Source organism: Paraburkholderia fungorum (assembly GCF_003610895.1).
GTDB classification, from domain to species: domain Bacteria; phylum Pseudomonadota; class Gammaproteobacteria; order Burkholderiales; family Burkholderiaceae; genus Paraburkholderia; species Paraburkholderia fungorum_B.
In genome coordinates, this window is record NZ_MCAS01000023.1 from 235,516 (window position 1) to 261,455 (window position 25,940).

Annotated in this window: 23 protein-coding genes; 8 read left to right on the plus strand and 15 right to left on the minus strand. The window is 56.8% G+C overall.

All coding sequences use genetic code 11. The features are described from left to right. Nucleotides 1-36: 36 nt before the first annotated feature. The 3 genes from BCY88_RS21805 to BCY88_RS21810 all read right to left on the minus strand — a co-directional run bounded on the left by BCY88_RS21805 (nt 37) and on the right by BCY88_RS21810 (nt 1,818). Nucleotides 37-270, minus strand: coding sequence for a hypothetical protein (locus BCY88_RS21805; protein WP_120346248.1), 234 nt, complete (start codon nt 268-270; stop codon nt 37-39). A gap of 80 nt (nt 271-350) precedes the next feature. Further along, nucleotides 351-479, minus strand: coding sequence for a hypothetical protein (locus BCY88_RS40435; RefSeq protein WP_259461473.1), 129 nt, complete (start codon nt 477-479; stop codon nt 351-353). A gap of 751 nt (nt 480-1,230) precedes the next feature. Then, entirely contained in the window at nt 1,231-1,818 is a 588-nt protein-coding gene (locus BCY88_RS21810; RefSeq protein ID WP_120346249.1) for an SGNH/GDSL hydrolase family protein, read from the minus strand. Nucleotides 1,819-3,159: 1,341 nt separating this feature from the next. Between BCY88_RS21810 and BCY88_RS21820 the strand changes: the two genes are divergently transcribed. Next, on the plus strand, nt 3,160-4,089 hold the full coding sequence (locus BCY88_RS21820) for a class I SAM-dependent methyltransferase (protein ID WP_259461484.1): 930 nt from the start codon (nt 3,160-3,162) through the stop codon (nt 4,087-4,089). On the opposite strand, the gene BCY88_RS21825 is transcribed toward BCY88_RS21820, so the two are convergent. Beyond that, the gene (locus BCY88_RS21825; RefSeq protein ID WP_147408544.1) at nt 4,064-4,471 is read right to left on the minus strand and encodes an acyltransferase family protein; all 408 of its coding nucleotides are present in this window, start codon (nt 4,469-4,471) and stop codon (nt 4,064-4,066) included. The genes BCY88_RS21820 and BCY88_RS21825 overlap by 26 nt on opposite strands. 274 nt (nt 4,472-4,745) lie before the next feature. On the opposite strand from BCY88_RS21825, the gene BCY88_RS40110 reads away from it, so the two are divergent. After that, on the plus strand, nt 4,746-5,216 hold the full coding sequence (locus BCY88_RS40110) for a helix-turn-helix domain-containing protein (protein WP_120346253.1): 471 nt from the start codon (nt 4,746-4,748) through the stop codon (nt 5,214-5,216). 170 nt (nt 5,217-5,386) lie between these two features. Further along, entirely contained in the window at nt 5,387-5,629 is a 243-nt protein-coding gene (locus tag BCY88_RS40115) for a transposase (protein ID WP_404935717.1), read from the plus strand. Between the two features lie 282 nt (nt 5,630-5,911). Here the strand turns inward: BCY88_RS40115 and BCY88_RS21840 are convergent, their stop codons facing one another. After that, on the minus strand, nt 5,912-7,396 hold the full coding sequence (locus BCY88_RS21840) for a hypothetical protein (protein ID WP_147408546.1): 1,485 nt from the start codon (nt 7,394-7,396) through the stop codon (nt 5,912-5,914). Nucleotides 7,397-7,935: 539 nt separating this feature from the next. Here BCY88_RS21840 and BCY88_RS21845 point away from each other — a divergent pair. The 5 genes from BCY88_RS21845 (at nt 7,936) to BCY88_RS21865 (ending at nt 13,238) form a co-directional block, all read left to right on the plus strand. Further along, nucleotides 7,936-8,829, plus strand: a complete 894-nt coding sequence (locus tag BCY88_RS21845; protein WP_120346256.1) for a sugar phosphate isomerase/epimerase family protein — start codon at nt 7,936-7,938, stop codon at nt 8,827-8,829. Nucleotides 8,830-8,849: 20 nt separating this feature from the next. Continuing rightward, complete coding sequence (locus tag BCY88_RS21850; RefSeq protein WP_120346257.1) at nt 8,850-9,686, plus strand: SDR family oxidoreductase; 837 nt, start codon at nt 8,850-8,852, stop codon at nt 9,684-9,686. A 245-nt stretch (nt 9,687-9,931) separates the two neighbouring features. Then, nucleotides 9,932-11,734 (plus strand): thiamine pyrophosphate-binding protein, encoded by a 1,803-nt coding sequence (locus tag BCY88_RS21855; RefSeq protein WP_120346258.1) that lies wholly within the window; start codon nt 9,932-9,934, stop codon nt 11,732-11,734. After that, nucleotides 11,731-12,489, plus strand: coding sequence for an SDR family oxidoreductase (locus tag BCY88_RS21860; protein ID WP_259461474.1), 759 nt, complete (start codon nt 11,731-11,733; stop codon nt 12,487-12,489). The genes BCY88_RS21855 and BCY88_RS21860 overlap by 4 nt, the downstream gene beginning before the upstream one ends. After that, the gene (locus BCY88_RS21865; protein ID WP_120346259.1) at nt 12,489-13,238 is read left to right on the plus strand and encodes an SDR family NAD(P)-dependent oxidoreductase; all 750 of its coding nucleotides are present in this window, start codon (nt 12,489-12,491) and stop codon (nt 13,236-13,238) included. Before BCY88_RS21860 ends, BCY88_RS21865 begins: the two co-directional genes overlap by 1 nt. A 37-nt stretch (nt 13,239-13,275) precedes the next feature. On the opposite strand, the gene BCY88_RS21870 is transcribed toward BCY88_RS21865, so the two are convergent. The 10 genes from BCY88_RS21870 to BCY88_RS21915 all read right to left on the minus strand — a co-directional run bounded on the left by BCY88_RS21870 (nt 13,276) and on the right by BCY88_RS21915 (nt 25,892). Next, complete coding sequence (locus tag BCY88_RS21870; RefSeq protein WP_259461475.1) at nt 13,276-14,745, minus strand: SulP family inorganic anion transporter; 1,470 nt, start codon at nt 14,743-14,745, stop codon at nt 13,276-13,278. A gap of 170 nt (nt 14,746-14,915) precedes the next feature. Next, the gene (locus tag BCY88_RS21875; RefSeq protein WP_120346260.1) at nt 14,916-16,817 is read right to left on the minus strand and encodes an N-acetylneuraminate synthase family protein; all 1,902 of its coding nucleotides are present in this window, start codon (nt 16,815-16,817) and stop codon (nt 14,916-14,918) included. Then, a complete protein-coding gene (locus BCY88_RS21880; protein ID WP_120346261.1) occupies nt 16,814-18,178 on the minus strand; it encodes a GHMP family kinase ATP-binding protein in 1,365 nt (454 codons plus the stop codon). The genes BCY88_RS21875 and BCY88_RS21880 overlap by 4 nt, the downstream gene beginning before the upstream one ends. Then, nucleotides 18,178-18,867 (minus strand): sugar phosphate nucleotidyltransferase, encoded by a 690-nt coding sequence (locus tag BCY88_RS21885; RefSeq protein WP_120346262.1) that lies wholly within the window; start codon nt 18,865-18,867, stop codon nt 18,178-18,180. The genes BCY88_RS21880 and BCY88_RS21885 overlap by 1 nt, the downstream gene beginning before the upstream one ends. Beyond that, nucleotides 18,864-19,934, minus strand: coding sequence for an NAD-dependent epimerase/dehydratase family protein (locus tag BCY88_RS21890; RefSeq protein WP_120346263.1), 1,071 nt, complete (start codon nt 19,932-19,934; stop codon nt 18,864-18,866). Before BCY88_RS21890 ends, BCY88_RS21885 begins: the two co-directional genes overlap by 4 nt. Nucleotides 19,935-19,936: 2 nt before the next feature. Further along, the gene (gene rfbH / locus BCY88_RS21895) at nt 19,937-21,280 is read right to left on the minus strand and encodes a lipopolysaccharide biosynthesis protein RfbH (RefSeq protein ID WP_120346264.1); all 1,344 of its coding nucleotides are present in this window, start codon (nt 21,278-21,280) and stop codon (nt 19,937-19,939) included. A 26-nt stretch (nt 21,281-21,306) separates the two neighbouring features. After that, nucleotides 21,307-22,407 carry a CDP-glucose 4,6-dehydratase gene (gene rfbG / locus BCY88_RS21900; protein WP_120346265.1) on the minus strand — a complete coding sequence of 367 codons (1,101 nt, stop codon included), beginning with the start codon at nt 22,405-22,407 and terminating at the stop codon, nt 21,307-21,309. A gap of 2 nt (nt 22,408-22,409) precedes the next feature. Next, nucleotides 22,410-23,177 carry a glucose-1-phosphate cytidylyltransferase gene (rfbF, locus tag BCY88_RS21905; RefSeq protein WP_120346266.1) on the minus strand — a complete coding sequence of 256 codons (768 nt, stop codon included), beginning with the start codon at nt 23,175-23,177 and terminating at the stop codon, nt 22,410-22,412. 722 nt (nt 23,178-23,899) lie between these two features. After that, nucleotides 23,900-24,511 carry a D-sedoheptulose-7-phosphate isomerase gene (locus BCY88_RS21910; RefSeq protein WP_147408547.1) on the minus strand — a complete coding sequence of 204 codons (612 nt, stop codon included), beginning with the start codon at nt 24,509-24,511 and terminating at the stop codon, nt 23,900-23,902. Nucleotides 24,512-24,815: 304 nt separating this feature from the next. Further along, complete coding sequence (locus tag BCY88_RS21915; protein WP_120346267.1) at nt 24,816-25,892, minus strand: glycosyltransferase family 2 protein; 1,077 nt, start codon at nt 25,890-25,892, stop codon at nt 24,816-24,818. Nucleotides 25,893-25,940 lie beyond the last annotated feature (48 nt).

The following is a 25,940-nucleotide window of genomic DNA, read 5'->3' on the forward strand; positions in this document are numbered from 1 at the left end:
GACTCCGATGAATCAGGTATTAAAGTGTCGCGATGCCTATCGGAGCATCATGGCCAACCGTTCGGCCTCCGGGTATCCCATTTTCCAGATCCGGTGGACATCCGTTCCTTCGCGGTTCGGATTGAAATCGTTGTCTTCGTAGAATGAATGCATCAAACCAAGCTGATACGCGACGGTCTTCCGACGCCGGTCTACCTCGCGCGGCTCAATGACGAGCCGGAGCACCAGATTGGCTGCTCGTTTTAAGGTTTTCCAGAGAAGTCTGATCATGGTCCGTCATGCGCTCAACCGGCGGCGAGGGGCATATTATGCACCAACCACCGGTTCGGTCATTTTTTGGAGGGCGGCGCTCACTTGGCGAGCACCTTGTTGACGGCTGACAGCATTGTAGGGAAATACTGCTGTTCCTTGTAAGGATAGCCGTCCTGATGCGGGTGTACGCGCTCGGGGCCGAGCAGCGTGACGTTCCAATTGATCACGTGGATGAACGCCTGATACGGCGGTGCGACCGCCGTGCCGTCCGTTGAAGCCGTCGTAGGCTAGTTCGTTGATCCATGATCTATTGTAGGTCGCGCCATTCAGCGAAGTCGGTGCGACTGGGTTCTGCTCCAGGACAATCGGGACCATACCTGCGGCCTGGACGGTGGTGATCCAGTTCTGCCATTCGGTGTCGTACTCATACCGTGCGCTGCTCGACCAGTTCGTCGTTGATGCCATAGTTGCCCGTTACAGTGCTAAATCCTTGGTCCGTGCTCGCCAGTACGGTTGCCAATGGCTACCCCGTACCGTACGCAGTGGAGGAAAAAGAGCCTGTACCGGTCAAGTCCTGCTTCAACTTTGAACCCGGCGCGGACTGATCCACCAGGAGCACGACACCGGTGCCAAGCGTCTTGTTGAAGTCGGCCTGCAGAAGCATGGCGGGCGTTTCTGCGCGACGATAAGTGGGTGCGTATTGCGGCGCAGTGCAAACTCCGTAATTCGTCGAATCACGCCGCCACGAGATTTTGATCGGCAGTTGGATGGCTTGTTTCGCGGGAGTTGGTGTGGCCGCAGCGGCTGTAGATGATGGCGCGGAACCGTCCCCACCACCCCCGCAAGCCGAGAGAGTGCAGCCGAGCGACATGGCTATTGCGGCAGCGCGCCACGATGCGCATTGGTGGCGAACCTTGTTTTGAACGGACGAGCGCGTTCTGTGTCGGTTGCGCGACGCTTGAATAATGGTTTTCGTGGCTATTCCCCGAGAATGGTTTTGACGAGCGGCCCGACAACTGCATGTTCCTGCTTGACCTTCAGCGAGTCGATACAGGCGTCCGAATAAAAGCTCTGCGCCATATGGCTGCACCAGCCGGTATTTGACTGGGAATATGCGTACTGGCGCACCAGCGCGACGCCGTACTGCGCAGCCGCAGCGTCCATGGCCTGAATGTATTGAGGCAACATCGGGTGCTGGCGGTCACAGACCGGGCCCGGCTCTTCAAGGACCGGAATTTCTCCCGCCGCAAGGACATCTGCCATGTACTGCGCCAGATAGCCTGAATAATCGGCAAGCGTCTCGCCGCTGAGCGCATCGTTGACCGCGTGATTGTCGGTGACGATAGGTGCGGGGATTTCAGCCAGGATTGCGGTAAATGGAGCGCCGGACCCATCCATGCCATCCAGCATGTTCATTAACGAACTTGCCGTTCCACCTCTGGCATTGTTACCAAGGGTGATGCCGGTGTCGTTGGATGCGCCCTGCAAAAGCATCTGAAGCGCATCCGCTTCGTCTGGCGAAACCCTGCTAAAGCTCCATGCATACGCGTTAGCCACGCCCGCCATTGCATCGTCGCCGAAGACGGCAACCTAGATAACTGGAGCAGGAGCAGGAGCAGGAGCAGGTGCCGATGCGACCGACGGTGTAGATGCTGGCGCCGAACGAGGTTATCGTCGGCTCTGGTGTGCCGGCGTAACAGCAATTGCTGCATTCGGCGGCTACAGTCTTGGGGCTGTGCCTTCCATCCATCTCATACGCCCGCTGGCGCGCATCAATCTGTCTAACACCGTTTCTGGTGACTGCGTGCTATCAGAAACGCCGCGCGATCAGCTGGGTCATCAGGATCGAAATCGAACCCCGCGGCACCTTCAGTCGACCGCGCCGGAGGTCGGCGCTTTCCTTTGCTACCGATTGGCCCGACGCGAAACATTTCCGTATCGATCAGTATGAACGCCGCGCGAAGAGGCGCGTCTTCACCGGTGAGCCTGCCGAACTCCGAACTCCGAACTCCGAACTCCGAACTCCGAACTCCGAACTCCGAACGCTGGGCCGCGCGCGTCGCCTTCGCGAGCAGCCTATTCAGTTCCGTCAGCATCTCTCTCGTATGCTGAACCTCTAGGACCCGGTGCCAAACATTCCGTCTTCTTTGTACGGCCGATATCACTCGCGCAGCTCGGCGAGCGTAGGCGGGATAAATGGAGGAAGGACCACGGCGCTGACATATGGCTGTATGAATATACAGCATATATTCGCCAGAAATGGCGTGGGTTTTTCTACCGTAAACCGTTCAATTACTGTTCGCATATACAGTATGGAGACACCCCGCAAACCCCTATGCCACTGTGAAAGTGAGGCCCGAAGCCTGCGTTTTCCTACAGTGACTAAGGACTTAAAATCCGCCACCTAACGGCTTGCTGGTTCAAGTCTGGTCCCCGACACCACGTGCCCTTTACACAACATTCCAGATAGTTCGAGGCGTGTATAAGCAAGGGTTCACATATCCCTCACGTAACCGATATTCGATTTCACAACTATCGACCTATGGTCGAAGACCCGACTGCCTCACATGTTCAATACCTGCTTGGACCCAGCGCAGGGAAGTTCCGGGAGGCGGAAGCTGTTACGAGAGCGCCAATGGATACTGTTTAAAAAAACAGCATGTCTAAAATCTGTTTTATTAGCTAGGCAGATCTTTTCTACGTACTATTGACCCGCAGCCATTTTCGCCCGCAGATGCAGATACCTTTAGCCGAAACGTGAAGGAGTTGATTGTGAATCGAGTCTCATGTCTCATTTGCAATGGTCCTACCCAAGGTAAAGCGGCCAAGATAGCACCATTTCTATCGCGCTACTGTGCGATTGGTTCGCTTGAGACGACAACTCGATACTGTCCGGAATGCGATTTGGTGTTCTTCGAACGCCGCCTTACAGACGAAGAGGCGGCGCGCCTATACACGAACTATCGCGGCGAGGAATACACTCGAGTCCGACTGGAGATCGAGCCATCATATGAGCGATACCTTGCGCTATTTGATGATCCTCTTTCTACGGATTACTACATGATTCGCGTTAGCGACTATATCGAGCTCGTCAACGTGTATCCAGAGATGGCGGAAGCCAAACGAATACTGGACTTCGGGGGGGACGGAACCGTTCCCGCCCGAGCGTTCCCTTGGTCCACTGTTACCGTCGACGATCTCTGCGCAGGTAACGCCGACCAGATCGGAGAAAAATTCGACATGATTTTTGCGTCGAACGTCTTTGAACATCTCTCAGACCCTGTACCGGTACTGCGCGAACTTACCGGAAGACTGCGCCCGGATGGACTCATTTTTATCGATGTTCCGGCGCCCTCACACTCGAACTTGGCTGAGGGTCTCCTCTGGCAGGAGAGGTACGGCGGCGAACTATACGAGATGCATGAACACATCACGCACTTCTCGCGCCGCAGCCTCGTGAAACTTGCTAAGGCTGCTGGACTTGTTCCCGTATTCGAGTACCCCTCGCGGTATTGCCCCCTTAGTCTAGTCGCGATGTTGGAATGCTCCGCTCTTGCGCAGAGTTTAATGCCGGAAAAGCGACTCCGCGAGATTCATTTTGAAACGCGTATTGCACGGGACGAAGCTAGGGCGACCCACAACAAAGTTAACTTGCTTAGGCAGCATTTAGAGCAGCAACTCGCCGACCTGTCGGTACCCCATGCAACACGAGATGAAGCACGACTCGACGCCTTGCGAGAAGAACTTTCCCGGGTCTATAAAAGCACATCTTGGGGTGTCACAGCACCAATGCGTGTCTTCGGGCGCGCAATCAGACATTTGTTAGGTTCACGATGACCTTTCCAATGTATGTCGCGTGAATTGCAATCCACGGTTGCCCCATCTTACAAAGCCAAGGGATAACCATTTGCGCACGGTACGGCCAGACGTCAAAGTCCCATTGCGGAAGGGCACTATCGGGGGGAGGATCCTTTTGCGCGCGTGTGCGTGTCGATGATTTCCGGCCAAACAGCTTGCGACTCGGATAACCGACGAGATACAGCGCGGCCGTCGAAAGCAGGATCATCGAGGCAAGCGTGATCACAAAGCGGTTGGAGCCGAGCTTTAGCGCGACCAGCATCGCCGGGATGCGGAAGAGGTACAGCGGGAACGACAGATCGCCGAGGAAGTTACAGATCTTGATTGCTCGCTTTCCGACCGCCACTTCGCCACTTGTCACCAAAAAAAATCGAGGTGAAAGCGGAGCACCGGTGAATCCGCCCAACGTCAGGAGGAACGCTGACGGTAGCGCAAGCACCGCGAAACCTATTGGTGCGGGTGAGGGCTGTGGGAGAAAGGCGAGCGCGCTCAGTGAACGCCGGATCGAACAGGAAATCGGGGAACTCAGTAAGGAGTTGGGAGGACGCTGGTATTTGAGTTCATATCGTCGATTTAAGCGCCTCACGAGAAGTATCTCTATACGGCCGGGCCGAACAAGAACCGCGACATAGACGATGGCCGTATCGAAACCGCCGGAACTGACGGAGGAAGAACGTAGCGAGCTTGAGGTTTTGGCGAGAAGCCGCCGTGATTGGCGAACACGAGACAGGTCCCGGACGATTCTGATGTTTAGCAGCGGCGTGCCAGCCAGGGAGATAGCCAGGCGGCAGGAGTTGACGTTGGAGGCGGTGTACGAGAAGCGCTATCGTTGGTTGGACAAACGCATGGCAGGGCTGTCGGACGCGCCGTGTGGCGGTGCGCCGTTGAAGCTGTCGCCGGAGCAGGTTGAGCAGTTGAAGGTGTGGGCGACGCTGGAGGCGCTGACGGCACCGGAACTGTTGACACGACTCGAAGAAAAGTTCGGGATTCGGGTTCATCGCAATACGCTGACAGGGGTTCTCAAGCGAGCGGGGCTGGTATGGAAGCGAACCCGACGTAGTTTAAAAAAAGCGGGACGAACAACGGTTCCGACAAGCCCAATCTGAAATCGGGGTATTGGTCCAGTAAGCCCGGCGTGGCGAAATCGAACTCGCCTACGTAGACGAAGCTAGCTTCGCGCAAGCGCAGTCGAATCGAAGTGCCTGGATACCAGTCTGGGAGCAACACATGATTGACGCTTGGCGCGGTAAGCGTCTGAACGTGGTCGCAAGCACTGCTGTCCTCAAGAGGGTCGTTTGCAGTGAAGTTGTGGGAGAAGATGGCCTCGATGCTGTTCGTCGGATTTCTCGGCCTGCTGGTCGAACACGTCGGCAAGCCGCTAACCGTGATTCTCGACAATGCATCGGTTCGCACGGCCCGCGCACTGCGGCCTTATCTCGGGCTGCTACAAACGAAAGACTTGACGTTGTGCTTCCTGCCACCGTACAGCCCGGAGCTCAATCGTATCGAGAAGCTCTAGCACAAGATGAAATACGAGTGGCTGGCCTTCGAGGCCCGCGACACCCAAACCCTTGAAGCCGATGTCGATGTAATCCTTCAGGGATTCGGGGCAGATTACAGATTCACTTTTTGTTGAGAGCTTCAGGTCGACGCGGACGTGATCGATTCACTCGGGGTGAGGTGTGCGACCGCCCGTGGCGGTCGCAGGTTCATTCGGTCATTATCACGCTGCGGAAGTGGCCGGCGAATCCCGCCAGGGTGATTGCGCGGGTTCAGTTCATGACCCTCAACATCGCCCTCATTACATCAACATGGCTTTCAGCCGACGCTTGATATGTCCGGGCAAAAGAGAGACGATTTTGTAGGCGATTCGGCGACGATAAAACCGTACGACCCACTTGGCAGTGAATTTCCTGATAAGGTTATTTTTGGGTTTGACGTAATTGATTTCGGGTATGATTTTCCAAAACTTGGTCAATCTCGCTCCGTTCTCGAATGCATCCAGTTCTGCCTGACTGAGTATTTTCCACTGGCCTCCGGCAGCAGGCGCGTCGGGGAATTTATATGCCAGGAGGAAATCCTCATTATCTTTTACAGGGGATAAAACAAAACCCTTTGGATGCAGGCGCAAAAACTGATCGCCAATCTGGCTGACGATCAGTGAGCCAAAGCGTGTCGCAGAAAAGTCGACGCCAAATGCGTCGTAGATCATTGTAATTCGACGGGAGAAATCCTTGTCTCCAAGAGTGTCATAGCCATTAAAAATATCCCGTAAATGGTCGTTCAAAATTATCTTCTCCGGGCACACGCGAACGAGGAATTGATATATTTCCTCAAACTCTTCTTGCGTAACTCTCTGAGATTTATCGAACCACCCCTGTCGCAACTGGCCGGCGACGTGGGTGTAAATCTCATCAATCTGGCGACGCAGCAATACACCTTCCGAGCACATCGAACGCCGAATGTCGGCGTACTCGTACACTCCGCGATCGACCAGGAACTGAAACTGCCTGACCAGACCCAACGTCCACGCGTAGAAGCGATAGGTGTTGGTCAGGCGCGAATACCTTACCCACTCGGTGTCGTCTCCGGTGTGATAAGCCTTGCTTTCCATCTGACACAGAAACAGTGAAAAGCACTGCAGCGATTCTTCTCCGAGCGTTGCCAGAGCTGTCGTCACATGGGAAAAGTGCGGGCCGCACCTCTTGATGATTTCGCCCCAAATCTCACGATCCAGGCATCTCCGCTCGAAAATCCACGTGCCCATATTTGTAGCCATGTAGTTTATTCCAGTACTCATGACAAACAGTTTGTACGGGAGAATCGCTTGTGTCGACGTCAGATGGGTGGAAGTGTAGTTATTTGTCAGCGCATTCGACGATATCCACGCCGAATTAAAATACGCGGCAGGCGCCGTCGGCGCTTCCAGCCATTTACTCAGGACGCGAAGTCCTTCCGGCAAGAATATGCGTTTATCCCCAACCAGCCAGATAAACTTTCCCGTTGCGTGCTCTGACGCAGAATGTGCAGATTCTTCAGCGGTGAGTTCAAAGCGCGCCGCACGTACTACTTTGAGTGAGCCAAACAAGTCCTTGATAGTCGCCAGATAAGCATCGATTCGCTCGTAATTAATCGGTGAAATCGGATCTTCGTTTAGAAAAACAATCAATTCCGACTGAGCGAGAAATTGTTTTGGCGCGTTGTAGGCTAGGGAATTAATGCAGCGAGATAGATTTTTTTCCTTACCTGAAGTTGGAACTACCACAGAAATCAATGGACTTCCCATACATTTACCTCAATCAAAAGTGCTGGGAGGGGTGGGAAGCCAGATCGGTCCCCCCCTCTTTTCTTAGAAACCGTGCTTTGCGAAGCCTTTCGCATACATCAGCTTGTCGGGAAAGTCGAGTCGTTTCGACTCTACGCGACATCACTTCAAAGCTCAAGCGCGGACAAAATCGCTGCCTATATTGTGACAAATTTCATCAATAGTGCGATAGATCACGTTGTTTGCGAACGCAAATCGCAAGGTCGTTGTAACTCTGCGTCTGTACACCCGACTTGACATGCGCCCATCGACCTGCGACGATCTCTGCTTGATTTTTTAGGGCGTATCGACGCATTGGCCGTCCCATGCGTCCGACCTACGTGTTGCTCACGCAGAGGAATCCACGAGAGGTGCGGTTGTGTGACGCGACGACGTCGGCTTAGCTCAATCGTCACTCCTGACGTCAGTTTTATTCCGCGCATGGCCGCCCCCAGCGGAAGCGTGGATCTGATCGGCATCGCGGTCCATGGGCGAGCCGAAATTCAAGTACTGGATAAAACATGACGGACCACTATCTCAAGCAATATGCCGATGCCGGCCTATATGTCATGCAGGGCCGGCTCTCCGCGCCCGAAGCCGGCCGCTTTCAATCGTTCCCTCGCGCTAGCTGGGCCGCAGAGATCGAAGCCGCACCCAAGGCGGGTCTGCGGGGTATTGAATGGATATTTGATCTTTATGGCGAAGGTGCCAATCCGCTGGAGACAGCAGAAAGCCGCAGCCAGCTTCGAGAAGCGCTGAAAGCGTCGGGTGTCAGCGTCGTATCGATCTGTGCAGATTACTTCATGGATTGCCCGCTGGTTCGCGTCGACACTGAGACCTTTGGCAAGCGTCTCGAAATACTCAAATGGTTGATTTCCATCTGCCCCGAAATGGGCGTGACGCGCGTAGTCTTGCCGTTTGTCGATGCATCGAAAATGATCGACAGCAATGACAAGGAGCGCGTGCTTTCGGCGTTGCATACGGTGCTGCCCGACGCCGTCGAATCGTCGGTCGAATTGCATCTCGAGGCCGATTTCAACCCAGACGACTTCCGTTCGTTCCTCGGCGAGATTGACCATCCACTAGTCAAGGTGAATTACGACTCTGGTAACAGTTCGTCGCTTGGCTATGCGCCTGCGAAAGAATTCGCCGCGTATGGCGACAGAATTGGTAGCTTCCATATCAAAGATCGTGTGATGGGCAGTTCGACCGTCCCGCTCGGGTCCGGCGATGCAGACTTCGCCAGCTTGCGCGCTGGGCTCATCGACATCAGCTACCGCGGTGATTTTGTGCTGCAGGTCGCGCGTGGAGTGTCGGGCGATGAAGTGGAATGGTTGAGAAAAGTTTCTGATGCCGCCCGCGCATGGCTACGCGGCGACACGCCGGATGGACGCTGCACGATGTCCGGCGCGTAATAGAAAAGGAGTATGTGTTGATGAAGGGCAAATCGGTTTCTGATATCTTCGGCCTCAATAACCGCGTCGCGATTATCACAGGGGGCGGAGGCATGCTTGGCTATCAGCACGCCGCCGCAGTCGCAAGCCTTGGTGGCATCCCCGTACTGCTCGACATCAGTCGCGCTGGCCTCGACAACAACAAAGCATTGTTGCAGCGGGAATTCGATATCGACACGCTAGTGATCGAGACAGATATTACGAACCTCGATGCTATCGTTGAATCGAAGCGGCTTGTGCTCGAAAAGCATGGCCGCGTTGATATTCTGATCAACAACGCAGCGAACAATCCCAAGGTAGAAGCTGGCGGCGTCAACTTCTCGCGGCTCGAGAACTTTCCACGCGAGCAATGGTTGCGTGATATTGACGTTGGACTTGGCGGTGCGTTCAATTGCGCGAAAGTGTATGGCGCTCATATGGCCGGCACCGGGCAGGGCGGCGTGATCCTCAATATTGCGTCCGACCTTAGCGTCATTGCGCCGGATCAGCGGCTTTACCAAGTCGAAGGTCTTGCGCCGGATCAGCAGCCAGTGAAGCCTGTGACGTATTCCGTCGTCAAGCACGGACTGGTGGGTCTCACGAAGTACCTGGCCACGTACTGGTGCGACCAAGGTGTCCGCTGCAACGCGTTGTCTCCCGGCGGAATCTACGCCGGCCAGAACGACGTTTTCGTGAGCCAATTGGTCAAGCTGATTCCAATGGGACGTATGGCCAATAATGACGAGTATTGCGGAGCGATCGGCTTCCTCTGCTCCGACGCTTCTGCTTACATGAATGGTGTAAATCTCGTGGTCGATGGCGGCCGCAGCGTTTGGTGAGTTCGATGCCCGCCGATAGGCCGGGCCTGAGATCATCGTTGTTTGTATTGCAACGATGCTGTCCGGGCATACGCGGCGGCCCGTGAACGACATACCGCTCGCGACAGCGATGGTGCAGGCTGTAAGTGGAACAAACCGATCCTACTGCCTGTCTTCGCTCGTGTGCAGCACCCGCATCAACAGACAATCAATGGTCTATATCGACCAGCAATCCGAACACATCCTCTCAGGTACGACAAAACATTATGCGTGTTGCTGACTACATCATGGATCGGCTGGCTTTGCTCGGTGTGCGGCAAGTCTTCTTTCTACCCGGCGGCGCAGCGATGCATTTGAACGATGCGCTCGGTAAGCATCCTGATCTCGAGCCGGTATTGGGCTTACATGAGCAGGCGTGCGGCGTTGCGGCTGAAGCGGCAGGCAAGTTGCTGGGGGACGTGAGCGCTTGTCTGGTGACCGGGGGGCCCGGCGGGACGAACTTGATGACGGCGACGCTGGGCGCCTGGCTAGATTCGACGCCGGTTTTCTTTGTCTCTGGTCAAGTAAAGGTTGCCGATCTTAAGGGCGATAGCGGCCTGCGGATGTTGGGCGTTCAGGAAGCGGATATCGTCACACTCGTGTCGTCGATCACGAAGAAAGCCGTGACGCTCCGGAATCCGCAAGACGTGGCCTACGTATTCGACGAGCTTGAGCACGCGGCATTGACGGGGCGCAGAGGTCCAGTATGGCTCGACGTGCCGCTCGACGTGCAAGGCACGGAGATCGATCCGTCGACGCTGCGCCGTGCACACTTCGACGACCAGACCGAAAGCGCTGATCCCGCCGCCCTCGAGGCGCAGGTGAGCGAAGCGATGAGGCTTCTTTCGAAGGCGTCGCGCCCAGTCATCATCGCTGGGCACGGGGTGCGACTCTCGGGTGCGCAACGTGAATTCCGCAGCTTCTTCGAACGGGTCCAAGTGCCGGTGCTGACGACGTGGCTCGGAATGGACCTGATCGAAGACGAGCATCCGCTCTATGGCGGCCGGCCGGGCAGCATCGCGCCGCGGTGGGCCAATTTTGCGCTTCAGAACTCAGACTTCGTGCTAGTCATCGGTGCGCGGCTGGATATGGCGATGACCGCCTATGCGCATGAACGGTTTGCGCGTGGTGCGGTCAAGGTGATGGTCGATATCGACGCGGCCGAAATTCGCAAGATGCGCATGGATATCGCGGTACCCATCGTCTCGGACGCAGGTGCGTTTCTCAAAGTGGCGAACACCGTGCTCGACGCGGCACCGGCATTGCCTTCTTACGAAGCCTGGATCGGACGAATCGCCGAGTGGAAGGCGGAATATCCGCTGTTGCAGCCGTCTCACGCAACGACGGAAGGTCCACTGAGTCTCTATCAGTTCTCGGACGTTCTCTCGTCGGTCATGCAGGAAGGCGACGTCATCGCATCGGGAAGCGCAGGCTTCTGTGCTGAGCTGTTTTTGTTGGCCCTGCGACTGAAGCGCGATCAACGCTGTTTCCATAATCGCGGAACGGGAGCGATGGGCTTCGGTTTGCCGGCGGCAATCGGCGCGTGCGTTGCGTCTGGCCGCAAGCGAACGATTTGTGTCGAAGGCGACGGTGGATTGCAATTCAATTCACAGGAGTTGGCGACGCTCGCCAGCTTGAAGCTTCCGGTTAAGTGTTTTGTTATCAACAATGCCGGATATGCGTCCATTCGCACATCACAGGTCGGTTATTTCAATAGGCTCGTCGGGGCGGACGCAACGAGTGGACTGCTTTTGCCCGATTTGGGTAAGCTGGCTGATGCGTACGGTGTTCCATATGTCCGTATCGCCTCGGGTGCCAACCTCAAACATGACCTCGAATCCGTTTTGAACGCGGACGGCCCGGTGCTTTGCGAGGTGATGGTCCTACCAGAAGAACCGCGGATTCCGCGCATCGCCACCCGCCGGCTCGATAACGGCAAAATGGAATCCTCGCCGCTCGAAGACCTGTTCCCGTTCCTCGAGCGCGACGAGTTGAAGCGCAACATGTACATCCCGCTGATCGGGGAATGAACTCGATCATGAGCACGGATATGTCGATGTTTTCTCTTGATGGCCTGACGGCCGTTGTCGCCGGGGCGTCGCGTGGAATCGGTTTTGGCTTGGCCAATGGGCTCGCGAAGGCAGGCGCGTCGGTGATCGGCTTTGGCCGCTCTACTGTTAGCGAGGGGGCATCATTCGATTATCGCCAGTGCGATCTCAACGACGGTGAAGCGGTGACCGGATTGATCCGTGACATCGAGACGCAATCCGGTGGAATCGACGTGTACGTGCACGTCGCGGGCATCACCTTGCCTTCGGACTCAGATGTTCAGCCCGTCGAGATCTTTTCCAAAACGCTCGAAACGAACCTGACTAGCGCGTATCGCACCTGTTCGCTGATCGGTCAGTCAATGGCGCGCCGCCGCCGAGGTTCTATCATTACCGTAGCCAGTATTGGGGCCTTGATGGGGTTTCCCGGTAACCCCGGCTACGTTGCGGCCAAGGGCGGGCTGCGGATGATGAGCAAGGCGCTTGCGCTTGACCTGGGTCCTAGCAATGTCCGCGTAAACTGCATCGTGCCAGGCTATATTCAGACTGACATGACGGCAGGCAGCTTTAACGATCCTGCGAAGAACCAGGATCGTGCTAGCAGGACGATGCTTGGACGTTGGGGGCAAGTCGAAGACATGGTGGGCGTAGCGATTTTTCTGGCGTCGGGAGCGAGCGCTTACGCCACTGGTGCTGATTTCATCATCGACGGCGGCTGGACTGCAAAGGGGCTGTGATGGACCTCGAACTCAACGGCAAAGTAGCACTCGTCACCGGGTCATCTCACGGGATCGGAAAGGCGATTGCCGCGGCGCTGGCGAGCGAGGGGTGCCATGTGGTCGTCAATGGCCGCAATGCGGATGGGGTGAACAAGGTTGCTACGGAACTCGGAGCGACGCCCGCCGTGGGCGACGTATCGACGCGTGCCGGCGCGACTGCCGTGCTGGAGCAGGCAGTCGCGGTGCGCGGTCAGATCGACATCGTCGTTTGCAATGTCGGTAGCGGCGCTTCTGTACCTCCGGGCCAGGAAGACGAAGCCGAATGGCATCGCATGCTGCAAATCAATCTGATCAGCGCGACGAATACTGTCGCGGCCGCTCGCCCGCATCTAGGCACACGTGGTGGCGCGATTCTGTGCATCTCATCGATTTGCGGAAGCGCTGCGCTTGGCGCGCCCGTGGCCTATTCAGCCGCAAAAGCGGCACTCGATAGTTTTGTCCGCGGGGCCGCTCGGTACCTCGCACCAGAAAACATCCGCATCAACGCGTTGGTCCCTGGCAATATTCTCTTCGAAGGTTCGACGTGGGAGCGCAAGCTCGCGGCTGACCCAGATCGGGTCGCAGCCATGCTAAAGCAGGAAGTCGCAATGGCGCGTCTTGGCACGTCGAAAGAGGTGGCTGACATGGCCGCCTTTCTATGCTCTGCAAAGGCGGGTTTTGCGACCGGCGCGCTGTTCGTCCTGGACGGCGGTCAGCTTCGCGGCTAGCCGAAAAGCGTTGCCCACGGGTCCTTGATCCGTTTCCTTATCGTGCGGCCGCCACGTTGGATCCAGCGCGTTGCAGCAGTCGTGCGTTCCGGTCCGACAGGTTCTTGAAGCGCAACTCCTTACCTGCTTTCGCGTAGCGCTGATACAGGCCTTCGATGGCGGCGATTGCCGAATGATCTGCGAGGTGCAGATGGCTGCAATCGAGCGTCACTCGCTCCGGATCTTGCTGCGGATCGAACAGCGCATGAAAGCGCGTCGTCGATGCGAAGAAAAGCGTGCCGCGCGGCGCGTAGGTCTTGTCGCCTGCGTGATCGGACCCGACGTCTGCATGAATTTCGTGCGCGTGCTGCCACGCGAAATTCAGCGCGGCAATCACGATGCCGCACAACACGGCAATCGCGAGATCCGAGAACACAGTGATGACGGTGACCGCGATGATGACAACCGCGTCGTTGCGCGGCACCTTGCCGAGCACGCGCAACGAGCCCCACGCGAAGGTCTGTTGTGCAACGACGAACATCACGCCGACCAGCGCGGCAAGTGGAATCCGCTCGATCAGCGGTGACAGAAACAGAATGAACAACAGGATCATCACGCCGCTGACGAATCCCGACAAACGCGTGCGGCCGCCGGAACTCAGGTTGATTACTGTCTGGCCGATCATCGCGCAGCCGCCCATTCCACCGAACACACTGGACACCACGTTGGCGATGCCGAGCGCAACGCACTCGCGATTCGGCTGGCCTTGGGTCTCAGTAAGTTCGCCCGTCAAGTTGAAGGTCAGCAGGGTTTCGAGCAATCCGACGATCGCCATCAATACCGCATACGGCAGCACGATTTGCAGTGTTTCGAGCGTGAAAGGGACGTCCGGAAACCGAAACATGGGCAGCCCACCGGCGATGTGGGCCATATCACCGAGCGTGTGCGTCGGAAGATGAAGCAGTTGTGCGACCACGCCGATACCGAGAATCGCGGCTAGCGCTGGCGGAATCGCACGAGTGAATCGCGGCAGCAGATAAACGATCGCCATCGTGAGCGCCGCGAGAGACATCATCACGATCAGCGGCGTGCCGTGAAGCCAGTGGATGCCATCGGCGGTGGCTTCCTTGAAGTGCTCCAGTTGCGCCATGGCGATGATGATAGCGAGGCCATTCACGAAGCCGAGCATCACCGGATGTGGGACCATTCGGATCAGTTTCCCTAGCCGCAAAGCGCCGAAAAGCACCATGATGATGCCGCTCAGAGCGACCGTGGCCAGTAGGTATTGCGCACCGTGCTGGACGACGAGTGCAACAATGACGACCGCCATCGAACCTGCTGCGCCGGAGATCATGGCCGGGCGACCGCCGAACAGGGCGGTGATCGTGCAGATGATAAATGCGCCGTAGAGGCCCATTAGCGGGTTCACGTGCGCGACGAGCGCGAACGCGATGCATTCGGGAACGAGGGCGAAGGACGAAGTCAGCCCTGCCAGCGTATTGACGCGGATCGATGTAACGGTGTGCACTGGATAACTGTCTGCGATCGCGAGGATAGATTTCGGAACGGGTTGCTGCGGATGGCACACGCAACCGCGTTGCGTTGGCAATTCGCGGTTGGTGTGAGCTGAAAAGTCAGGTTAGACGGGGAAGCAGGCGTTTGCAGCGAGACAGGCCAGTAAACGCCCGATTCGCCCCTTTAGTTGAGCTTGGTGAGGAAGTCCAGCGCGTGCCAAAAGCCGGCGCCGTGGTCTTTGTGGCCTTGCCACACTTCGGGGATGAAGCTGACGGACGGGTAAGCCGAGACCTTCTTCCAGGTTTCGGGCCAGTTGACGTCGCCAGTGCCGATCACGACGCCTTCGCCGTTGACGCCAAGCGCATCGGCCACGTGCAGGTGCGCGCTATGCGGCAGCAGCTTCGCCATTGCGTCCTGGAAGTCGAGCCCGAAATGACTACACGTCATTTGCAGATGCGACAGGTCGGTGCAATAGCGCAGCTTGAGCTCCTTGGCTTTCTCAGCCAGCTCGTCCGGCATCATGAAGATGTTCTGGTGACGTTGTCCGCCGAAATGCCACGGGAACGGCGCCATGTTCTGCGGCGTCAGTTCGGTGGAACCGAAGTCGATCTTCGCGCACGATTCGGCGAAGCGGTCATACAGCTCGGCGCGATGCGCGAGGGGGAAGGGCGCATCCATCGAGAAACCGCCGACGTTCGCCACGATCAACGCCGAATCCGCTGCGGGGAAGAAGCTGCGCATCTGCTCGGTTGCCTCGACCACCCGCTTGAGGTTGTCGATGGAGCGTTGGCGATAGCTCAGATCGTCCGCGGTCAGGTCAAGCAACTCGCTGTTCTCGAACAGTTCCGGCGCGTGAACGACCAGACGCTTGCAGTCGACTTGCTTAAGATAATTAGCCGGCTTCAACGACAGGTCGCGATACGACAGATGGAACTCATAGAGGTCCGGATCGATCATCGCGACATATTGCTCGAAATCGTGATAACGAACCGGTACGCCCCAGTATCCCGGGAACTGGTACGAGCGCTTCACCGTTTTCTGACCGGTCAGGTCGCCTTCATACAGGAAGTCGCCAATGCGGATATCCCGATGCGCGACTTTACCCAGCAGATCGGGCAGCCGGTACGGCGCCAGACCCTGGCCGGGACTGGCGACACGCAGGCTTTCCTCGGTAAAGGTTTCGCCCTGCTTGATGGCGCGTGCGGCGATGACGCTCTTGCTCAGGTTTTCGCGATTGAGCAGTTCCCCTTGGCTGGCTTGCCGGCCAGGGCCTGTCCAGGGCAGTGCCTGGTCGACCTGACGGATGCCGTCCACGAGTGCCTTGAATTCGCCCGGCTCGAGACTCGCCGCGTGATCGGGACCTTCCATGTTGCGGTCGAGCGTGATGTGCCGTTCGACAACCTTTGCGCCGAGAGCCACGGCGGCAATGGTCACCGCCGTACCGCGCTCGTGACCGGAATAGCCAATTACGCTGTGAATTTCCTGCAGGCGCTTGATATAGCCCAGATGAATGTCGGCTTCCGGAGCGGGGTAGGTGCTATTGCAATGAAGCATCGCAAACGGCACGCCCAAGCTCTTGACCAGTTTCGCCGCGGCCTCGATTTCAGGCTCGAGCGACATGCCGGTGGAAAGGATCAGCGGCTTGCCGAGGCTCGCCGCTTTGCGGATCAGATAGGGGTTCGTCAAGTCGGCCGATGCCAGCTTCAGTGCCGGAACATCGAATCCCGCCAGCACGTCGACGCTGGGTTCATCCCACGGCGTGCACATATAGGTGATGTTCTTCTGCGCGCAATATTCGCGCAGTTCACGGTGCTCGTCGTTCGTCAGTTCGACTTTGTTCAAAAGATCCTGAATGTACTCGACACCCAGATCCTCGGAGCCTTCGGCCCCCGGAGCCGTCCGGTAGAGCGCCGCGCGGTTTCTGATCTGAAACTTGACGCAATCCGCACCGGCGTCGATCGACGCGTCCACTAGCTCTTTCGCCAATGCCAGGCTGCCGTTGTGATTGTTGCCGATTTCAGAGATCACGAACGTGCGTGGGCCCCCGACAGTAAAATCGCCAATCTTGAATGTCGATTCGTTCATGCTACTTTGGTTCTCCACGAAGTTACGCCTTCTTGTTCGAAACGGACGGTGCTCAATGTGCAACCAAGCGACTTGAGCTTGGCCGACACCGAAGCGCGGTGGCGTGGTTGCACGTAGAACAGGAAGAAACCACCCCCTCCTGCGCCCAGCAACTTGCCGCCCAGCGCGCCGGCATCGAGCGCCGCCTGGTAGATCTCGTCGAGGGCATTACCGCTGATTGCGCTCGACAGGCCATGCTTGATTGTCCACGCCTCATGCAGGCTGGTGCCGAACTCATTGAGGTCGCCGCGAATCAAGTGTTTATGCATGCGCCGGCAAAGGTCCACCATATCGAGCAACTGCTGGTTACGGTCGATCTTGTTGAAGTCTTCACGCTGCTGCTCATGGATCTTGCCCGAGTTGTGCTCGATGCCGGTATTGCACAGTATCAGGCATTCTTCCAACTCGTTGCCGATCGCCGACTCGAGACGCAGCGAATGAACCATGTTGCGCTTGCCGTCGAACTCGATCAGGTTGAAGCCGCCGAACGCGGATGCATATTGATCTTGCCAGCCGCCGGAAATCGCGAAGCAGAGCCGCTCGGCCTGAAACGCGAGTTCGGCGATCTCATAGGTGCTCCACTTATCCAGCCGCAGTTCGTTGAACGCCGCTACGACGCTTGTTGCCACGGCGGACGATCCGCCGAGGCCAGAGCCTACCGGGAAGTCGGAGTGGACAAACAGATCGAAGCCGAAGTCCGGGCGGATCACCGACACCACAGAGGAGAGGAGCCCCTTGTCCGGGCTGTCGAGGAGGCTGCGCAGCGTCGGATAGTGCTCGTGGCGGTCGATATCATGCGAGATGATATTGATCTCCGGTCCCGCGGACGGAATCAGCGTGGCGTGCGCGTACAGCGCGATCGATGCATTCAGAACGACACCGCCGTTCTTCATGAAGTAATAGGTGAGGTCGGTTCCGCCGCCGGAGAAGCTGATGCGCACCGGCGCTCTTGCGCGCGACAGCACCGCGACTTCCTTCGCTGGCGGGAAGAAATCCGGGGTCGCGAACTCGACGAGCTTGCCACGTGGATCGAGCAAGGGAACCGCGTTATAGCCAAGATCGAATAGCTTCAGCAGCTCTTCGCGCGAGGTTCCGTGAGGCAGCGCATGGAACTTGCGATTCATGCATTCGTGAACCGGCGTCGACGTTTGGCCGCCGTTCACCAGGAAGCGCCGCAGGTCACCATTGGTGAGTACGCCTACCAATACCTCATCTGCGTCGACCACCAGTGCGATCTGGGTTGGCCCGCGTTCGATGGCTGCAATCGCATCCACGACAGGTTGATCGTGTTTTACGACAAGATTTGTGAAATGGTCTTTCATTACAGTTTCTGCACACCTTGTTCGCGAATGAATTTCAGGCTGTCGGGCGTGCCGATATCCAGGAAAGGACCCTCGTACACCTGTGCCGTCAGAAGCTGCTGCGAGATCAGCGCCGGAATGATGTCCTGTTCCATCGACAACGTCTCGACAGGGAAGGCGGTGAGATGGCGAGTATGCAGACCGTAAACGCCGGCACTGATCAGGCCCGGACCGGTCTTGCCTTTTTCGGTCACGGTTTGAACCTGGCGATTCTCATCCATTTGCACCGCGCCGTAGCGCTCGCAATCGTCGATCGGCGTGACGACGATCACGGGCGGTGCGCTCTCCGCGGCGGCTCGATAGGCAGCGGCATCAAGATAGGTGTCCGCATTCAACGCAATAAACGGGCCTTCGTATTGAAGCTGGGACAGCGCGTACAGCACGGCGCCGCCGGTTCCCATGGCAGACGGCTCGCACACGATTGCAACCTCGCGCGCAGAGTCGGCGGGCAGATTTGCCACCACGCTTCCCACCTGCTCCGACTGGTAATGGGTACAAAAAACGAGGTCATGAATGCCGGCTTTCGCGAGCTGTTCGATGACAAAAGAAAGGAATGGGCGCCCGTCGATATCAGCCACAGCTTTTTGCGACGCACCGATCACGCCACGCAGGCGGGTGCCCAGTCCTCCACAAAGTATCAGGGCTTTCATGATTTCTTCGAAGACCAGAGGGCAGTGTTAAGAATCGCCAGCGGCAACGCGGTCCAGACGTCGAGACCGAGTTGGCTGCGGGCCAGGTCGATCGAAGGGATGTACCGGTTGCCGGCACCCGGGCCATTGCTGGCGCCCTCGACTATGACCGTCTTTGCCGGCGCCAGCGTGGAAATCACCTGCCTCGCCAGCTCAGCGATCGTCACTTCCTTATCGGAACCCACGTTGTATATCCCACGGTTCTGGCCGTTCAACAATAAATGCATTAGCCAGACAGCCAGATCGGCCGCATACAGATAGGAGCGGACACCTTTGCCGTCGCCGCGAATCAAGATTCGATCCTGCGTAAGCGCGTCGCGGATGAAGTTGCCGATCGCAAAATGCCCGTCGAGAGGCAGACCCGCGCCAACGAATGCAAAACATCGGGCGACGACGACTTCACACGCGTTTTCATGCGCATGGATCGCGCCGAGCAGTTCCATCACGCGCTTACCTTCGCCGTACGCACTGGCGACATCCATCGTCGAAGGACCGTTTCTCGATGACTCGAGCAACTGCGGTGTATCGGTGGATTGGCCGCCGTATGCGCCGCCCGAACTTACCAGTAGAACACGCTTTGCCCCACCCGCTTTGGCACATGCGAGGACACGCTCGGTGCCGCGCACGATGGAGTTCAGCAACAGAGCCGGCATTCTTCCGGCAGCCGCCGACGTTTCGGTTGCCGCATGGATGACGTAATCGATCGCCTGCTCGGGAAAGGCGAAATCCTGGATGTCGCCGGTGATCCACTGCAACCAATCCACGTCGTCAATCCAGGGATGTTTGCTGCGGAAGTTCTGCGGATCGCGTGATATCGCAAGCACGCGGAATCGCACGTTGCGTGTCTTTTGCAACCATTCGAACAGCGCCAGTATCCACGCGCCGAAAAAGCCGGTCGCACCGGAGACCAGGATGGTCTTGCCGTCGATGTCGTGGCAATCGATGTGCGCTGTCAGTCTCGCGAAGTCGGAACTGGCGATGTCCAGAAATGGACGTTGCGATGCCTGCATCTCGTTGGGCGACGTCATACTCAGAATCCGATACCGAGATAATTTTCGATCTTCGTCGCAACGTACTCGAGGTGCTCGTTCGTCAGCCCTGGGTAGATGCCGAGCCAGAACGTTTGATTCATGACGATGTCGCTGTTGGTCAGATCGCCGACCACGCGGAAGTTCCGGCCCAGCATGTAGGGTTGGCGCGTCAGATTGCCGGCGAACAGGAGGCGGGTGCCAATCTTGTTTTCGTCGAGATAAGTCAGCAGATCAAGGCGACTGACCGGCGCATTGTCTTTCAGCGTGATAGGGAAGCCGAACCAGGAGGGATCGGAGTTCGGCGTGGCGTGCGGCAGCAGCAGGAATTCTTCGCAGCTTGCGAGACGCGTCTTCAGGAAATCGAAGTTGGCGCGGCGCTTCGCAATGAAATCGTCGATACGATCGAGTTGCGAAAGCGCGCAGGCGGCTTGCATGTCAGTGATCTTCAGGTTGTAGCCGAGATGCGAATACGTATATTTATGGTCGTATCCTTCCGGCAGATTCCCGAGCTTCCAGCAGAAGCGCTTGTTGCACGTGTTGTCCTTGCCCGGTGCGCAATAGCAGTCACGACCCCAATCGCGGAACGATTCCGCAATCATCTTCAGTTCGGTGTCGTTCATGAATACTGCACCGCCTTCGCCCATCGTAATGTGGTGCGCGGGGTAAAAGCTCAATGTGCCGATGTCACCAAACGTGCCGACCTTCTGCCCGTCGTAGGTCGCGCCCAGCGCATCGCAGCAATCTTCGATCAACCACAGATTGTGCCGCTTGCAGATGTCTTTGATCACGCCGAGGTTGTAGGGATTGCCCAGCGTATGGGCCAGCATGATGGCCTTCGTTTTGCTGGAGAGCGCGGCCTCGATTTTCGATGCGTCGATATTGTAGGTGCCGAGTTCGACATCGACGAAGACCGGCACGGCGCCGAACTGCAGAATCGGATTGACCGTGGTCGGGAATCCTGCTGCTACGCCAATCACTTCGTCGCCGGGGAGAATGGCGCGTTCGCCAAGCTTCGGAGACGTGAGCGTGCTGAATGCGACCAGGTTGGCTGAGGAGCCCGAGTTGACCGTGATCAGGTGATTGACGCCAAGATACTGGGCGAGGCGCTTCTCAAATTCGTCGTTAAAGCGACCGGTCGTCAGCCAGCCGTCTAACGATGCCTCCACCATGTTGCGCAGCTCCGGCGCACCAATAACCTTGCCCGACGGAGGGACGGTTGTCTGTCCGGGGACGAAAGGTTTGTCTGCATAGGCAAGCGCCGCATATTCGTCAACCAGTGCCGCGATTTTGCTGCGCAGCACGGCTTGTGCCTGTTTGCCGGAGTCGATGATTTCGATGGCCATATTGGGGAATCCTATTGGAATGTTGATTACTTACTCGCCGCGCGTTGTTGCGCAGCCTCTGAATAACGCTGAATTTGTGCGAGGCTGACTTGCTGCATGTCCTCGCCGTTCGCTCTGCCGCGATGCCATGCAACGGTTGCTTCAATCGCCGTCGACAAATCCCAGCTTGGGACCCAGCCCAGGTGCTGTTTGGCTTTCGAACAATCCAACTTCAGGAAATTGGCTTCATGGGGTTGTTCCGCCCCGTCCTGTTGCCAGCGAGCTGGCTTGCCCCATTTTTCAATGACGAGGTCGACGACTTCTCGCACGCTTCGCGCATCGGTGTCATTAGGGCCGAAGTTCCAGCCGCCATTGAAGGCGACGCCTTGCTCCACAAGCGCCTGCGCCAGTATCAGATAGCCCGACACGGGCTCCAGTGCGTGCTGCCAGGGGCGGATGGCGCCAGGGTTGCGGATCAGCAGGGGTACACCCTTCTGGAACGCGGTAATAGCATCCGGAACCAGTCGGTCAGCAGACCAGTCGCCTCCGCCAATCACATTGCCTGCTCTTCCGGAGGCGATGGCGACGCCATGGTCTGCATAACGCTCAGCCGGGAAGAAGGACTGCCGGTAGGCCGATGTCACGAGTTCTGCGCAGCCCTTGCTATTGCTGTACGGGTCGTACCCGCCCATCGGCTCGTTTTCACGATAGCCCCAAGGCCACTCATTGTTTTGATAACACTTGTCGGACGTCACCATGACGGCCGCCCGTACTGTGTTGCACTGGCGAATCGCGTCGAGCACATGTACGGTGCCCATGACATTCGTAGCGTACGTTTCTACGGGCGCCGCATACGAATAGCGCACCAGAGCTTGCGCTGCCATGTGAATCACGATGTCGGGGCGGAAGCCGACCATCGCAGCCGTCAGTTCTTCCCGGTTGCAGATGTCGCCGAAATGGTTCTGTTCCAGCGTGGCGAGCACGCTCGCTGCCTCGAAAAGATTCGGCTGAGTGTTCGGTTGTAGCGCATAGCCGGCCACTTTGGCGCCCATGGACGCCAACCACAACGACATCCACCCGCCTTTGAAGCCGGTATGACCGGTCAGGAATACGCGCTTGCCGCGCCAGAACGCAGAATCAACGACCATTCTCACTCCCACGTTTTCCACGGCGCAGTGCCTGAAGTCCAAAGTTCCTCGAGGTGGGTCTTGTCGCGCAGAGTATCCATCGGCTGCCAGAAGCCGGGATGGAAGTAAGCTTGCAACTGATCGCTCTTTGCAAGCGCTTCAAGCGGCTGACGTTCCCAGAGTGTCTCGTCTCCTTCGATCAGGTCGATAACAGACGGATTCAGGACGAAGAATCCGCCATTGATCCAGCCGCCGTCGCCGGTCGGTTTTTCCATGAATGAACGTATTTGCGTACCGTCCATTTCCAATGCGCCGAAACGGCCCGGAGGCTGAACGGCAGTCATCGTCGCCTGCTTGCCGTGCGCGTGATGGAATGCCAGCAACTCAGTGATGTTGACCGAGCCAACGCCGTCGCCGTATGTCATGCAAAAATCGCCGTCGATATAGTCTCGTACGCGGCGCAGACGGCCACCGGTCTGCGTAGTTTCGCCGGTATCGACCAGCGTCACGCGCCACGGCTCGGCCTTTTTCTGATGTACTTCCAACGTGTTCTTTGCAAGGTCGATCGTCACGTCCGACATGTGCAGAAAATAGTTGGCGAAGTATTCCTTGATCAGATACCCTTTGTAGCCGCAACAGACTATGAAATCGGTCAAGCCATGTGCAGCATAAATTTTCATGATATGCCACAGGATAGGCTTGCCACCGATTTCGACCATCGGCTTTGGCCGGACCGATGTCTCTTCCGAAATTCGGGTCCCGAGACCCCCTGCAAGCAATACAACTTTCATCTAAGCGTAGCTCCCTCGGAAATATTGGTTTGGGCAATCCCGCAGTTGCTCTAACGAGCACCTGATGTCGCGTAACAAAAAGTAACAATTGATGCGGTGTTGGCGGTTTTCAGCTGTCAGAGTCCCGTCAGGAGAACAGCATCAGACAATCCGCGATTGTACGATTAGAGTGGCAGGCCTCAAAATACCGTTAGACATCGTTGCAAACGAGCAAGGGAAGTTACAGATTGTCGACGTCGTGAAGCCGCTCGGCTTCAGAAGCTAAAGCCAGTTCCTGTCGACGATAGCCGCGCACTGTCGTGCGTTGCGCCGCCCAACTACTGCGCGTACGCTTGATGCGTCGACATGGAGAGGGGAAATCTTGGCCAATGAGCGTCTTGCTGAGTCTGGCCGAAACGCTCGAACAGAGACATCGCAAGTATTGTAAATTGTGTAAGAAACCTGGCTAAAAACGCACGCCGAAAGAGCGCCTGCCACTACGCAATGTTACCGCAGAGGCGCACGAGGGTGAAGCGCTTCTCGCCGAAGGGGCACGCGTGCGTGTAACGTTTGTCTATCCTTGGACTCAGGTAGGTTCGATTCGCGGGTGAGTTGACTGGCACCAGCATCCGGATGGTCAAAGGATCGGCAGTCATTCCCTTAACGCACGGACTGCGGACTTTTTTATGCAGCGATGCCTTATCGGCACGCTGCATCCGTCGGCCAGAGTGTCGCGTCGGTAGTCAGTGTGCTGCCTCTTCCATCGGGAAGAGCGCCAGTTCAACCGTCTCGCACACGCTATGTGCCAGCAGGATGTGTAGTTCCTGGATCGTGCTGGTCCGATTACCCGGAACAATCAGAGGATAGTCTGCGAGCGTCGCGGCCTCTCCGCCTCCGAAGCCCGTGAACACGATCGATTTTGCCCCGATTTGCTTACACACTTGCAGTGCCGACAGAATGTTCTTCGATTTTCCGGATGTCGTGATGCCCAGAAATACATCGTTGGGCTTCAATTTTGCGATCAATTGTCGGGAAAATACGTGTTCATAGCCATAGTCATTGCCGATAGCGGTAAGAATAGAGGTATCCGTTGTCAGCGATTCGGCAGGGAGGGGATTTCTATCCCTTGCGAGCTTGCTCACGAATTCCGCCGCCAAATGCTGGGAATCAGCGGCGGAGCCGCCATTGCCTGCGATATAAAGCCTACCGCCCGACTTGTAGCATGCTACGACGTGCGATGCGGCTTTCGAAAAGGTTTCGATTAAGCGAGTGTCATTGAGTAGCGCTTCTTTTGCCTGGATGGATTGAGTCGCATTGCTCTGGAGAATATCTGCGGGGTTCGGGGTACTCGTCATAACATTTGTCATCGGGGATTGTCCCGTTATGGTTAAAAAGGGTGTGTCGGCGCGAGTCATGGAGCATAGAGACACTCGCTCACATATGATCTGTCGCATCGTCTTCGGTTTCTCGAACCGGAGGGTGAATCCTTCGCGCTTCGTCGTCTTCAAAAGGCACCGCTAATCATAAGCACGGCTTGCGGTGCACTTAGGTCGGGGCTGCTCCGAGAAGAGGTCGTGCCGGCCGATGCTGGAATGATTGTACGGCTTGGGTGACTCGTCGCATAGGTGCCCCCATCCAACATGGCGTACGGAACGCCGTCTAGCCACCGTTTCGTGATTTGGCCGAATTGTCCTTGCGACCGGCGGCCAGCAGAGACAAGCGATGCAGCGCAAAATACCATCCCCGCCGCAACTCCCCATTCCACGCTCTTCCTGCTAAAACCGCGCCCCATCCCCATAGGATGGCGAGCGGTTTAGGCCAGGCAATGATCGGGGCGCAAAAGAACAGAAAAGCCGCTCGATTGCCGAACTGTGCCTTGAAGCGCCTGAGCGTGGTTGATGGGCTGCCTTGATCAGCGAGACGTTGTCTCAGTAAGTTGAACGGGTAGTAACTGATTAACATTTTATTCCCCAGGCGATTGATTGCCTGAGTTTGTAACCCCGCAGATTCATATGATTTCAGAATTCCAAAAAATTTTTCGACAAAAATTTCTGAAAAATCATAACCACCGGAATTGGCTCGCTTGCATGCAAGGACATAATCGAGGACGAACGAATTACGTTTGGATCGTAAAATCGGCAATATCACCAGATGTACCTGAACGAGATTGCTTCCGCAAAATAGTTGTGCATCGATCTCGCGTTGCAGGTCCTTATTTATGATGCAGGCCGATATGAACGTGATCACTGGACCTACCTCATACAGAAAATCTGACACATCAGTGAAATCGCGCCTGCCGCCGGTTCCGACTGGTCGTTCCTTCACGTAATCGTGCTCGTACCCATACGCTTTCAAGCAAATGACGCCATAGTCGTCTTGTTGCAACAGGCTAATGATGTGCCTGAGTTTTCCTGGAAGATAAAGATCGTCGTCGCCCAGAATCTGCACGTAGCGTCCCTGTGCAGTGTTGAAACATTGGGCGATGTTGGCGTCAGATCCAATATTTTGCTCGTTCCGAATCGACCGGATATTCAATCCTTGCTCACGGAGCGCCTCTACGGTCGCTGCGGTGTGGTCGGCGGAGCAGTTATCGGAAACCAGAACCTCCACCAAGCCGTCATCAAACAGGTCGACGTCAGGCAGAAACTGGCGCAGGCACAGTTCGAGATAGGCGGCCCGGTTAAATGTTGGGATCGCGATAGTAAGAAGGGGGCGGGGCGACGTGGGAATTTCCATTCTCTTGAGCGTTGATTTTCGTGATGCGGTCTTCGCGGTTTGGTATTG